The 13,170-nt window shown below is 50.3% G+C and carries 8 protein-coding genes; 2 read left to right on the plus strand and 6 right to left on the minus strand.

Features of this window, described 5'->3' with window-relative positions; all coding sequences use genetic code 11:
• Nucleotides 1-126 precede the first annotated feature (126 nt).
• The 3 genes from B4A77_RS01675 to B4A77_RS01685 are packed head-to-tail and all read right to left on the minus strand — an operon-like array spanning nt 127 to nt 4,105.
• On the minus strand, nt 127-1,479 hold the full coding sequence (locus B4A77_RS01675) for an LlaJI family restriction endonuclease (protein ID WP_290737732.1): 1,353 nt from the start codon (nt 1,477-1,479) through the stop codon (nt 127-129).
• 6 nt (nt 1,480-1,485) lie between these two features.
• The gene (locus B4A77_RS01680; protein WP_290737735.1) at nt 1,486-2,997 is read right to left on the minus strand and encodes an AAA family ATPase; all 1,512 of its coding nucleotides are present in this window, start codon (nt 2,995-2,997) and stop codon (nt 1,486-1,488) included.
• Between the two features lie 10 nt (nt 2,998-3,007).
• The gene (locus tag B4A77_RS01685; RefSeq protein ID WP_290737738.1) at nt 3,008-4,105 is read right to left on the minus strand and encodes a DNA cytosine methyltransferase; all 1,098 of its coding nucleotides are present in this window, start codon (nt 4,103-4,105) and stop codon (nt 3,008-3,010) included.
• A gap of 849 nt (nt 4,106-4,954) precedes the next feature.
• On the opposite strand from B4A77_RS01685, the gene B4A77_RS01690 reads away from it, so the two are divergent.
• Both B4A77_RS01690 and B4A77_RS01695 read left to right on the plus strand, forming a co-directional pair.
• Entirely contained in the window at nt 4,955-5,494 is a 540-nt protein-coding gene (locus B4A77_RS01690; protein ID WP_073114182.1) for a type IV toxin-antitoxin system AbiEi family antitoxin domain-containing protein, read from the plus strand.
• Nucleotides 5,494-6,294: a nucleotidyl transferase AbiEii/AbiGii toxin family protein gene (locus tag B4A77_RS01695; protein WP_290737741.1), complete on the plus strand. Its 801-nt coding sequence runs from the start codon at nt 5,494-5,496 to the stop codon at nt 6,292-6,294. Before B4A77_RS01690 ends, B4A77_RS01695 begins: the two co-directional genes overlap by 1 nt.
• Before the next feature lie 159 nt (nt 6,295-6,453).
• Here the strand turns inward: B4A77_RS01695 and B4A77_RS01700 are convergent, their stop codons facing one another.
• The 3 genes from B4A77_RS01700 to B4A77_RS01710 form a co-directional block, all read right to left on the minus strand.
• The gene (locus B4A77_RS01700; protein ID WP_290737744.1) at nt 6,454-9,276 is read right to left on the minus strand and encodes a T9SS type A sorting domain-containing protein; all 2,823 of its coding nucleotides are present in this window, start codon (nt 9,274-9,276) and stop codon (nt 6,454-6,456) included.
• Between the two features lie 150 nt (nt 9,277-9,426).
• Complete coding sequence (locus B4A77_RS01705) at nt 9,427-12,333, minus strand: carbohydrate-binding protein (RefSeq protein WP_290737747.1); 2,907 nt, start codon at nt 12,331-12,333, stop codon at nt 9,427-9,429.
• 224 nt (nt 12,334-12,557) lie between these two features.
• Nucleotides 12,558-13,170 (minus strand): hypothetical protein (locus B4A77_RS01710; RefSeq protein ID WP_290737750.1); only part of this gene is annotated, 613 nt, incomplete at its 5' end.

The following is a 13,170-nucleotide window of genomic DNA, read 5'->3' on the forward strand; positions in this document are numbered from 1 at the left end:
CCTTTACGGGTCCGCACCACCGAACCCGACAAGTACAATATATTTTCTTTTTACGTCAAAAGAAAGATTCTTCCCTAATAACGGTTGTCTATGGACAACACACATTTTCTTTGATAAGCGATTGCTTTAGCGCGATTTCTTGCACAAAATTAAGTCGGCTAGAGCCTTTTGCGCATCAGAATTCGCGCTATAGTTCTGCATGACGGATTTCATGTCGAGGAGAATACCCGCTATCTTGTGGTACGGGCGAGCGTCGGGATTTTTCCAATCGCCAGAACAATGCCCTATAAAACGCATCTTATATGGCAAATTGTCACTCTGGAGCGAAGCGATAGAGTCCATTTCACCTTCCGCACAGAACGGCATAATGAACGCATTATAAATGTCGCCCGATGTCATCCCCGCGAAGGCAGGAATCTCCTTTAAGTGTGTTTCCACATACTCCGCATACGCAATCTGCTTACAGATTGAGCCCGAAGACGGCAAGTCCATCGGGTTTCGCGTCACCCCAAACTTGTAGTATTTTGCATCAATAACGTATACACCCGATGAGAGAACCATAATCGTATCGGGCCGCATGGCGTAATTGGGATTCTCGTATCCGTGCAATCCCGAACTTAAATCCCATTCACAGTGCGGATTGAATTTGCCGCGCGGCACGCCCGCTGGCAACTTCCCGAAAATCTTATCCACCATCGCTTCCCACACAGGGGCGAACTTCTTTACTCCGAAATAAAAATCGTCTGCAATCTTTCCGTCTTCGGTTTTATGCCCGGCAAGATACTCCACAATTCGCGCTAAGTCGGCAAGTAAGCGCAAATCGCGGTCGTTAAACGTTTTCGCAAGCTTGGAATGAATTGCGTTACAGAACAAGTCGTAATCAAAATCCAGCAGCGGTTCTTCGGACGGATCTATGCCAAACAAAAATCCGAGTTTCACAAGAGCGTCGTGAACGCAGAACTTATGGACCTGCGTAATAAGCGTATCTTCGTTATAGCTGACTTTACGGGCGATAAAATCCAGGTACACAAGATTCTGGGCATCTTCGGTAATGACTGGTTGCACGGCCTTGATTGTCCGTCCCCAACTGATTTTCCCGTTCGCGCCCTTTTTGTACAGAATTTCCTTTTCATCAAGGTAACCGAAATCGAGAAAATTTCGGATAACATTCAAGTACGAAACCATCGGAAATTCAGATTCGCCATGTTCTTCTGCGAATGTGGAAATAGAGGAATCCTGATGAATCTGTTCCTGCAGCGAACGGTCGGAAAGCACCGTAAAAAGATTGACGACACATTCCCGTAATTCTTCTTCGGGGAGCTTGCGCAAGGCCGTGTCATCCTTGAAATATCCCAAAGGAAAGATGATACTTGTTTCCAGCGCCCCACCTTCCTTTGATTTTTCACAGCGAATGCCGACGAACTCGGTCTCCGAATTCGCCTTGGATTCGCAGGAACATATTTCGTTCAGCTTTTGCATCTAGGATTACAGCGTTGGCGATGCTACAAATGCGACAAGATTCGACTTGTCCTTGAAAACGTCAAAGCGTTCTTTCCCTTCAGACGGTTTTTCAAAAGAGTTGATCAACTTTTCCAGAGTATCAATTCCTTCGGCAAATACTTGCGGACGCTTGAATTTGAAAACGTCATCCCACAGGAACTTCAGGACCTTTTCTGCAAAGACCTTGTCGTCAATAATACCGCCCACGTTGCTCACGAACCAGACTCCGAGCCGCTTGTCTTCAGTGCTGGAAAGACCCTTGAGGGTGGCTGTAATTTTGGCGTTGATCCATCCCCAGAATTGTCCCCATTTAATACCGGTATCGTCAATTTCTGCGTTGTACTGAGCATTGACGGCAGGCTTAGTGAGGTCAAATTCGTTGCGGACTAGTTCCATGTCGAAACGGCGCTGAAAGGCATTATCCAAGGTGAACACATTCTGGTCGCTAGTGTTCATCGTCGCCAAGATGGAAAGGTTAGGCGGCAAGCGGATAGCCGTATTCGCATTGAAGTGAATTTCTTTTATTTTGATTTCTTCAATAGGTTCACCGTCGTTCCGTTCTTGGTAAGAACCATCATCCAGTTTTGTTGCTTTGCGGATATACGCATTAACATCATCGTTCTGGACAAAATACTGGCTCCAGCCTTCTGTAAACGTGTTTACCGCCGCATTTGCCGGGTCGTTACCGAGAGAGTCCGTTTCGCCAGCCTTGAGCCTATCCAACAACTGGAAGGTATCGCCGAAAATGGCGGCCGCATTACCGCGGTTGATTTCTTCGATAACCAGGTAAAAATGCTCATTAGGGCTGAGATACGCCCGCTTGATAATTTGCGTAAACGGCCCGGGTGTAAATTCATAGGTGACATGGCCGTTGACTTTCGGCAAAATCTGCCCGATGAATTCGGCGTTGGTGTATTCCGGGTGGAACACGACACGAACCTTGTTCTTTTCAGGAACATTTTTCAGTTGTTCCCTGATTTTATTACTCTTGCCGCAACCAGGAACACCATAGTAGATGATTTGGGAGGGGGTGAAAGGCGATTGGGATGATATATGAATGTCATTTTTCGTTTCGTCGAAAAAATCATCATTTTTTGAATAATCAAGAAAGTAATGTAAATCATCTTTTTTGTAAAAAGAAATCGTAGTCCTATATGCCTCTACATTTTCGGCAGTTATTTCTTCGTCTTCTTCCAAACCTAAACGCTTTCGTAGATATCTTCCCAATATTGCATTATTTTCCGGTGTTTGCAAAGCCGTTCCAATAGGCTTTTGCGCCCGCACAAGAATCAATGTTTCTCCATCATCAGTTTCAGTAATGAAATACTTCCCTTTAGGTGGAAAATAGTCTGTACTATAAATTTCTGGAGTTAATTGTAAATAAGCTTCGTTCTTATCCCTTTCGGTACCATCCTTACGATTGCCCCAATTTAAACCATGAAGGTTGGGATTACCATTTTTGTCATAATCGACAAGATTTAAAGAAAGTTTTTTCATAAGGCTTTCCCTACTCTTCAATGTTAGGTTCAACACTTTCGTATTCAATACCGGCGAAAGTCCTTAATAAGGCCTCAAAGATAATCTTAGCTCCCTCGCAGGGAACAGCCATACCGATTTGTTTACGAACAGATTCTTTCGATCCGTAAAAAACATAATTATCAGGGAATGTCTGTAATCGAGCGCGTTCTCGATTCGTCAACGCTCGGTTTTCTTTCCAATGATAAATATGCGTTCCGCCGCCGCCTGAGCCCGTTACGGTGTATGCTGGTTTTGAAGGATCAAGTCTTTTGTATATTTGACTAATTTTTGCTCCACGGACATTGATTTTCAAATCATCTGGGATTTTTGCAGTAAAAGCATTTTCTCCCGGCTTTATATACTTAAGCCGTTCTACAACTTTTGATGATTGAACAGTCATCTCGTTATTAGGAGCATTCTTTTTGATTGGAGGATTATCTATAGCATCTTTACATGTTTTTACCTTAAACCCCTTCGAAGAAGGAATTTTAAAATCAAGCGGAAGATCCTTTCGGATTCCGACGATAATTATTCGATGGCGAGCTTGAGGTATTCCGTACTCTTCAAATTTGTATAGATTGGGATATATGCGATATCCTGCAGCACGCATATCATTAAAAATCTTCGTTATCGCTTTGCCATCATTTGCACTTCTTAATCCACCAACATTTTCTGCAAGAAAACACTTAGGCTTATACAGTTTCAAAACCTGTATTCCGTATGTATAAAGAGGTCCAAAAGATCCTTTTACTCCCTTCTGTTCCCCTACAACGCTGAAATCATTGCAAGGAAATCCGAAGGCAAGACAATCTAGCGTTCCAAACTTTTGAAATTTTTTTAAATCGTAATTGCGAATATCGTTGCAAATAACGGATTCCGGTTTCTCAGGACATATATTTCGACGATAAGTTTCACAGGTATCGCTGTCGTAATCGGTTGCCCACAAATGTGCGATTTTATACGATGGATCTTCTATGGCCGCAGACAATGCCCCTCTTGCGATTCCTCCTGGTCCGCAAAAAAGTTCTCCTAAATAAAGAATGTTATCTGCATGATGGCGTAATCCGTTATTCTTTTCTTTAGGCATCTTTTCGCTCCATTTTGAAAGTGAACGAGTTCACTCTCGCGGGAGCGGTTCTGGCCGATTCGCTTGGCCGGGGTGCGGGCCAAAAGAATGGGCGGGGAGCCGGCTCACTCCTCGCCTAAAAGCGCGACATTTTCAAAAGAATACAATACACCCGCAAAAACCCGAGCGGATACAGTACGCCCAGGATACACTACGCCCATGCAACCCACAGGCGAAGGCGAGTTATTGTCTTATTCCTTGTGTATGAAAGTGTCGAAGTTTCAGTTAGAGGACAAGAGCAAAACTCAGCGAGTCCACCCCTGTTCTGCACCTGTCCAGTCTTTTTCGAAAATAAAAAAGGCGTGGAGTTGAATGCATTTACCTACCTGAGGCCTTCGACTGCCCTACACAAATAAACGCAAACAACTCACGCCCCAAAAGGCCGCTTGCATACAGGCGAACTGCTATTTAAACAATAGACCATGTAGCAAAACGATGCGACGGGCTTATGCCGGCCGCAGACGTGAGCGTTCGTCTCATTCTCTGTGTATGAAATTGTCGAAGTTTCAAGTAGAGAACAAGAGAAAACCCTATTTTCACCTTGAAATATAGATTATTGGAATGGCAAAAGATGACAGCCGCATCCGTCCATGAGAAAAATGCGGATTTTTCGAAAATCTCTTGACATCCACCCCTAGAAAGTTTATATTTATAGTGTACATTTGTTTACTATTTGACGGTTTCTGCTTGTCTGTCAAAGGAGATTATATGAGTGAAAGTAGGCTTACCACCTTGAATTTTCGGCGAAATAACGTATATTTTTACTATAATTCTGTAAAAAATCGCATTTTACAGAATTTAGGAAAAAATATGCTTCAGACGCTCGCCCAATGCATTGAAACGTTCGGCTCAAAATACTTGATAAAAAAGGCCATTGCCGAAGGCCGTTTGTTCCGCATCGCAAAAGGATTCTATTCCGATAGCAAGGATGTTTCCGAAACTTCGCTAATCTCCGCAAAATATCCTAAGGCGGTTTTTACGATGAATACCGCTTTTTATCATTACGGTTTGACCGATACCATTCCCGAGAAATATTACCTGGCAACCGAGCGGGGAGCAAAAATTTCCGACAACCGTGTTGTGCTGAAGTTCGAGAATAGCGATATCCTGTTTCTTGGAGCTGTACAAGAATCAGTCAACGGCGCAACCGTTTCAATGTATAACAGGGAACGCATGCTGCTCGAACTGATCCGCAACAAGTCAAACTTGCCCTTCGACTACTATAAAGAAATCATCCTAAACTATAGAAAGATAGTTGACGAACTGGACATGCAGTTCGTGCAGGATTACTTGCCGCAAATGCCGAAAGCGGATATGATTAGAAAGGTGCTGGAAGCGGAGGTGCTATAATGCTTAGCCTCAAAAGCATGGTTGATGTAGAAATTGAGAAAGGGTATAACGAAAACACTGCCCCCGCGAAAGTCTGCCAAGACATTGTTTTGAAAGCCATTTCCATGGGACCTCTGCATCACAACATCACTGTCAAGGGCGGTGTGGTCATGAGAAGCAAGACGGGAAACATCCGCCGTGCAACCCAAGACTTGGATATAGATTTTCTACGCTATCCCTTATCAGATGCCGCTATTGATGACTTTGTAGCAAAGATGAATTGTCTAGACGGAATCCGCATCGAAAGGTTTGGGGATATCGAAGAACTGAAGCAACAGGAATACAAAGGTAGGCGAATCCGCATAAAAATTCAAGATTCTAGCGGTTACGAACTAGAAAGCAAAATAGACCTGGGCGTGCATACCAAGTTAGATGTAAGTCAGGAGGAATATTGTTTTGACATTTCCTTTGACAACGGGAGTGTCAGTCTGCTGGTCAATTCCAACGAACAGATGCTGGTCGAAAAATTACGGTCGTTACTGAAATTCGGGGCTTTATCGACCCGCTACAAGGATCTTTTCGACATCTACTATCTTAGCAAACATGTTAACCATAAAAAACTGCATGTTTGCCTAGATTTGTACATCTTTGGCGATAAGCAAATGAGAGAGCATAACGTCAATGATGTGGTAAAGCGAGTGCGAGATATTTTTTCCGATAAACTGTACATCGAAAGGCTCTCCGCTAGCGACAAGAATTGGACCGGCGAAAATGTTTCGACCATTACAAAGAGTATCGAGAACTTTCTCAAATTGCTTTAGTCGCAACAATCCCGACTTCAAAGGGGTTGAATTCGACCCCTTTTTAAAAGAAGCTGATAGCCATTCGTTCACCATCGGAAAGAACAAACTTTTGAAATAAAAAAGCCTAGACTCGTTTTAGCCTAGGTTTCGAGGATGCGTGATGTATTCTTTTGCGGTTTACTTGCGCATGACCTTGATGGTCTTGTTCAGACGGGATCCGTCGTGGGCCATTCCGCGGACGTTCACTATATAGACGCCCCTACCGAAGGGTTGCAAATCCACCGAAGCGGAACCGTCTGCGGTCAGCACATTCTTGCTGAGCATCGGATTTCTGCCGCTCAAGTCCGTTACACGAATTTGTGCATTTGCGGGAATGCCGTAGAGGCGCACGATGTTATCCGCAACGGTGTAGTGGAAAATTTTCACAGGAGAGAACGTCGCAATCGAAGTCGTCGAAGAATCCGTTGCCGTCGTATCGCCCGCGACAACTGATGTCGTGTCGTTTTCGTCTTGTCCGCCCTGCGAAGCGTTTACAGCAAGTCCCTGCGTCACGCCGATGTAGCGGCTAAAGGTGTCGCCCGCATTGTCCTTGAGCGTAAACTGCACGTAGTCCGCACCTGCAAAGTTTTCGGCGAGTTTCACAGTCAACCTGGAACCGCTCACGGTCGCCGTCACGCCGCTCGGGGCCGACACGGTGTAGGTGCCGCCGTCGTAACCGCGGGTAAACTGCGAAAGGTCTATCACCTGGGTTTCGCCCTTCGCGAAGGTGTAGTGCGCGCGGGCCATCCATTCCAGGTAGCGTTCCAGTTCCGTCCAGCCATCGCCCAGGCGGTCCCTGTTCGCTTCGCTAAAGTCACCGCTCTTCGACTTCGGATTGTATCCGTACATATTTTCCCACCAGTCAGGGAGCCCGTCCAAATCGCTGTCGTAGTCGTCGGCCCGGATTTCGCTCGGGTAAGGCTCCCAGCCCTTGATGTTCGCCGTATCCTTCACGTCGGTTTCGCGGTCGGGAATGCCCGCCATGCCACCCACGGACCCCTTCATGCTGTAGGTTCCGTTCTTGGTCTCGTTTATCACGCGGGTGTCGTGATTGTCAAGTACCGGCATGCGCTGGCCCACATCGCTCAGCACATCCTTGTAGGCGGCCTTCGCGCTCTGGACAGTCGCATACGAGGCAAAGAAGGGCTTGCTGTTCCAGGGTTCCCAATCCAGCACCTGCCCGCCGGAAAGCGAATACTCGCGACCGCAATTGTCGTTGGTGCCGTCGCAGGTGAACTTGCCGCCCGCAGCCTCGAGAACGTTATTGTGGTAGTAATACGCCTGCGAGCCCTTGCCCGTACCTTCAAACTGCGCACGCAATGTATAGCCGTGCAAGGTAGTGGCGGCGCCCTCCTTGTAATAATTGCCCACGAAGTTCACCTCGTGCGCACCGCCATCGGTCACGCGGCTCACCCAGTTATAGACAACGTTGTTGAATATGTCAAGGCGACCCGCATAGTAGCCGTTCCCGTCGAGGCCACCGCCCAGGCTCCAGTTTCGGCCCGCATTGTGCGCAAGCAGGTTGTGGTGGAAGCTGCCGATATCGCCGCCGATAGTCGCCGCATACCCGTGTCCCGTCCCGACGGGGTAATTCTGGTGGTCCGCAATGTTCAGCGCTTCCGAAATCAGCGTGCGCTGCAGCGTAAGGTTCTTGCCGCCTCGGCTACTGAAGGCTTCGTCAATCGTCCAGCTGATGCTCGCATGATCCAGTATGCTGTGGTCGCCGCCGGTGAGCCCCATACCGTCGTAGGTGGCACCGTAGCCCAGGCGCACGCGCATGAAGCGGATGACCATGTCCTTGCCCGTGAACCCGATGGGGGCGCTCTTGATGGTAATACCCTTGCCGGGAGCCGTCTGCCCCGCAATCGTCACGTAATCCTGATTGCAGACCAGGCGCGATTTCAGCTGGATCATTCCCGACACCTTGAACACGATGGTACGCGGACCAATTTCTGCCGTGCACGCCTCGCGCAAGGAGCCTGCACCGTCATCGTTCAGGTTCGTCACGTACACCACCTTGCCGCCGCGGCCACCTAGGGCGTTGCGGCCATAACCTTCGGCACCCTCGAACGCGACGCGGCCCGGCTTGAACGACCAGATATTCCCTGCCGTGACCGTTCCGTTCGCATCGACCTCATCTACGCGCCAGTAATATGTCTGGAGCGGAGTCGTACCGCTCACCTTATACGAACTGCCGGATTGTTCACCCTTGTAAACCGCAGTGCTCGAGGGGGTTGACGCAAGCACAGCCGCCGAATCCGTCCCGAAATAGACGCGATGCTTTACGGCCGACTTCGCCGCCGTCCACGAAAGCGTCAGCGCTCCGTTTTCGTGCGGAGCGTGATAATCCAAATCCGCAGGCGAAGGCCCTGTCGCCTGTGCCGCCGCATTGGGGACGTTCAGTTCAAAACCGTTCAGGGTAACCGTTCCCATATTCAGCTTTATCGCGGTCGAGGCGCCCGTACCGCTTACATTAAAAGTCACGTAGGCAATCGCCGCCTCGCCTGTCGAGAGCGCACGATTCGTGGGCTTGACCGACGTCTGCTTCGAATTGTTCACATAGACATCGATGCTGTTGCTTACCGCCGTTCCATCAACATTGTTCAGGTACAAAAGGAGGCTGTGCATCCCTGCTGCAAGATTCGAGAACGTGAGAGTAATGTTTCCGCCGCCTTCGACCATAACTCCGTCGCACACAAGGCGCGCATAGCTCGGGGACTGCACCCCGGCCTTGTACCAGTTGGCCTTGAGGTTCGCGCTTCCGGCGACATTCACCTTCACGCCCGAAAGCGTCGTATCTTTCGAAGCGACACCCGAAACCACCCAGGGCACGTAATTCGGTTCCGTAACCTCGCTCGAATTGCGACCGCTCATGTCAAAATCGACCTTGATGACGGGCGATGCGGCAAAGGCAAGCGCCGCCGAGAGGCCCAATACGCGAATAGAATTCAAACATCCCATACATAACTCCTTTCTGCCCACAAAAATACCCTCGGATTTGCTCCGGGGGTAGGGTAAAAGAAATTTCCAGTTGTCCGCGGACTACGGCGGGCACCTGCGGTGCAAAAAAACGCCCCGGCTTCCGCCGGGACGTATCGTTTAGTTAGGAAACTACCGTTCTACTCTTACCTGCACCGCATTCTGCATCGTGCGACCATTGAACTTGACACGGACCATGTAGACGCCTTCGGGGAGAGCCCTGATTTCGCGGGACAAGTCAGACGCTCCTGCCGGAACATTTCTTGCAAGGCGCGCCACCTGGTGGCCTGTCATGTCAAAGAAATCCACCTGGGCATACCCCGATTCGCGGGCAATCAGCGTACCATCTGCAAGATTCAGGTGTATTCCGGCAGCAACGCGAATGTTACCTGCAAAGTCGTCTTCTGCGGTGTAATCGCCACGGGTAAGTCCCGTCGTTCCCGAAGAGTCTCCCGCGACTTCAGCGCTCAAGGTGTCTATCGCCGAGAGTTGCGTTGAATCCTCGAAAAGCACCACGCCTTCGACATCAAAACCGATCTGATCGATGTTCGGTGCACCCGCCTCTTCCAGCGATTTCAGATAAAGCACATTCAACCCCTTCTGGAGCGAAACACCCACCGAGACGCTATCCCAGGTATCCCAATCGGCAGTGGGCTTGAACGTCAGCGAACCGACCAGGTCTTCATTCATCTTCACCATAATGCGACGCGTATCCGTTTTGCCGTGGGCGTAGCGCAGCACCATCGTTGCATTCTTGTATTCCTTCGGCGAAACCAGGTGGTAAATGCCGTAGCTATCGAGACTGTTTTCGAAATCGTAGAATCCCGTGCCGCGGAAATTCTCGTGGTTGTCGGCAAAGGCTCCCTTTGCATCGGTCGGTACCGCCGCCTCGATATCGCTCCGAACCATAAGAGGAGCAGGTCCCGATTCCACGACACACAGGATGGTGAATTTTCCGTTGCGAGTCGCTTCGCCAAAGTCAGCATTCCCGCCTTTCGTCGTAATCGTATAGGTAAACTCGCCCTCGACAACGGGAGTCCCGCTAAAATAGAGCGATGATGTCGTCGCATTCCACACGGCCGTCACACCTGCCGGGAGCCCGTCAACATTCGCCCCATCCGCATGCTGGATCGCGAAGGTGAACGGGACAATCGAATCACCCTTCACAATCACCTGGCTCGAACTACCTGCGCCCTGCTTGACAATCGCGGCCGCCTTCGGCGTGTTGTCGCCTATCAGCACGATGTCCGGCTTCGGGAACTTGCCCTTGTTGCCATACAGCCAAAAACCCAGATGCGGCGGCTGGTTGTAGGCAGTATTCTGCCAGCTCATGCCATTGCGATAAACCGGGTCGTGCGCAAGCGTGTACATGCGATGTTCGGTAGGCGTGGTCGTCGTGTAAATGTAAAGCTTGGAGGCTCCATCGTGCAAGATGACTTCCTCGCGCCAGTCGCCCAGAATGTCACCGCTGAAATTCGGTGTCGCCTTGGTGGTATTGCAACTGTTGCCCTGCATCTGGAAAAGCGTATTGCTCTGTTGCTTTGCATGGTCCCACTTGCTGATGGTCGTATTGTCCAACAATTCGTCAAGCAGGTCACCATCCCAGTAGATACGGAAGTTGTAGGCGGGGCGCTTGTCGGCCTTCCAGATTTTTCCCTTAGCCGTATAAGTGTTCCAGTTTGCAGCAGACCAGAGTTCATGTCCACGGCTGTTGGAATCAACGTCGCCCGCGACGCCGCGCCCGTTGTCCCCGGAGCTCGTTTCGCTAAAAAGCAACTTGCCGGTGCGGGCATCGTGCAAATCGTATCCGTAGGGCTTTTCTTCGTGAACTTGCCAAACCTCGAGGCCGTCGTTGTCGGGGTCCAAATCGCCAAAGTGGATTGCATCGCCGTGACCCTTGCCTGTGCGGTACATGAATTTCCCGTTGTGGTCAATGGCGCAACTTCCTTCAATGATTTCATCGAAACCGTCGCCATCCACGTCGCCTGCGGAAATGTTGTGATTGCCTTGCCCGTAACATTCCTGTCCGCTTGTTGCTGCGTTGTAATACCAGCGTTGCGAAAGGGTTTTGCCGTCCCAATCATAGGCGGTAATCGCCATGCGGGTGTAGTAACCGCGCTGGAAAACCATGCTCGGTTTCTTGCCATCGAGATAGGCATTTGTCGCAAGGAAGCGGTCGACGCGGTTCCCGTAGCTGTCGCCCCAGCTCTTTACCGTACCGCGCCCTGGATTATAGGCGACGGTCGCCATTTCAAGTCCCGTTTCGCCGTTGAAAACCGTGAGGTATTCGTCACCGGTCAGAATGTATCCACTCGAATTGCGGTAATCGCTAGTATGTGCCGCATTGGCCGCTGCGCCCTTGCTCAGGTACTTTCCGCTGGCATCCTTCGTTCCCGGCGCAGTCTTTACGGCAAGTTCCGCCTTGCCGTCGCCATCGTAGTCACCCACGAGCATCTGCGTGTAGTGCGCCCCCGCACGGATGTTTACGCCCAGATCGATGCGCCAAAGTTTTTTGCCGCTCATCTTGTAACAGTCAATGATGACGTTGCCCGTCTTTCCCTTCTGGGAATTGTCCTTGGAATTGCTCGGATCCCACTTGAGAACCAACTCGAACTCGCCATCACCATCCACATCGCCCACGGCAATATCGTTGGGACTGTAGGTGTAGTCGCTACCGCCTGCAGGCCTGTCCAGGTTCACAGTCAAGAACTGCTCGCCCCACACGGGTACGGCATCGTCAGATGCAAGTTCCTTGCCGTTTATGACAGCCTTTACGGAATACCTGCTCGAGGCCGTCCCTTTCGCGTCGGTATAGTTGCTCGCCTGTGTCCCGCTGAGGCTCGCGATTTTCTCGCCATCGCGGTACAGGTTAAAACCCGTCTCGGAGCCCTCGGTCCCAAGGACGCGCCAGCTGAGGAACACGCCCCCGCCAGTCTTAACCGCCACAAGCCCGCGGTTCAGCCTTTCCATCTGGCGAGCCGCCTGCGACATGCCCACTCCAAGCGCGAGCGAAAGCCCAAACATCCACAACTTTTTCATCATCCAATCCTTTTTTTTGAATTACAGGCCCCCGCACCACCGGGAACCTGCACCTATAATATATCTCCGGTACTCCAAATAGTACCTTCACCACCACACTTCCGGTTGTCCATAGACAACGGCGGGAACACAACAAAAAACTTCGGCAAGCAACGCTTGCCTCGCGCATACGCGAGCGTATGCGTTAAAACAAGTTTCTTCGTGGGCACCTGCGGTGCTTTCTGTTACTTCGCAAAAACGGGCTGTCGGGCCTTGCGCAAACGCATTTCCTTTACCCGCGGGCTGTCCGCAGTTCCCAACAGGCGACCGCGCACATCGTAAACCTTCGCGCCACGCATATCCTGCAGGCTGCGTCCCGTTTCAACGCCATTGCGAACCGCAAACAACGTGGTCGAAGAATCAGGATCTTCCACATGGATTTGCGTGCTGTCGCCCGCCACGCTATTCACGGAAACCGAAAGCAGGTCGACCACACTCTTCTCACAAGTAAACCCGAGCGACATCTCGGCAGTCGATGCGCCCCTGTTTACCGCCTTGTAGTGATATGCCTTGCCATCTTGCGCCGTGATGCGGGCCGAGTAGGTAACGACATCCTTTTCGCGCGAGACATCCATCACCACTTCGGCGTTGCGCATGATGCCAGCGAAATCGTCCCAGTTCCAGTCGAAATCGTAATCGAACGCCCCCGCGTTATCCATCGCAAAGGCATCGGCACGCAACAGCGTCGTCGCCCCGCCGGCAGTCGCACGCACAATGTAATTGTCCCAGTTGTTCACCTTGTTCGCATCAGCAAGCCCGTAAACCGGCTTGTTTCCGTAATTCATAAAGCGGAATGTT

The sequence above is a fragment of the Fibrobacter sp. UBA3718 genome (genome assembly GCF_002371935.1).
Classification (GTDB): domain Bacteria; phylum Fibrobacterota; class Fibrobacteria; order Fibrobacterales; family Fibrobacteraceae; genus Fibrobacter.

Coding starts and splice junctions, on each gene's coding strand:
- B4A77_RS01675 (WP_290737732.1), bottom strand. CDS start 1,479: ATGCAAAAGCTGAACGAAATATGTTCCTGCGAATCCAAGGCGAATTCG.
- B4A77_RS01680 (WP_290737735.1), bottom strand. CDS start 2,997: ATGAAAAAACTTTCTTTAAATCTTGTCGATTATGACAAAAATGGTAAT.
- B4A77_RS01685 (WP_290737738.1), bottom strand. CDS start 4,105: ATGCCTAAAGAAAAGAATAACGGATTACGCCATCATGCAGATAACATT.
- B4A77_RS01690 (WP_073114182.1), top strand. CDS start 4,955: ATGCTTCAGACGCTCGCCCAATGCATTGAAACGTTCGGCTCAAAATAC.
- B4A77_RS01695 (WP_290737741.1), top strand. CDS start 5,494: ATGCTTAGCCTCAAAAGCATGGTTGATGTAGAAATTGAGAAAGGGTAT.
- B4A77_RS01700 (WP_290737744.1), bottom strand. CDS start 9,276: ATGGGATGTTTGAATTCTATTCGCGTATTGGGCCTCTCGGCGGCGCTT.
- B4A77_RS01705 (WP_290737747.1), bottom strand. CDS start 12,333: ATGAAAAAGTTGTGGATGTTTGGGCTTTCGCTCGCGCTTGGAGTGGGC.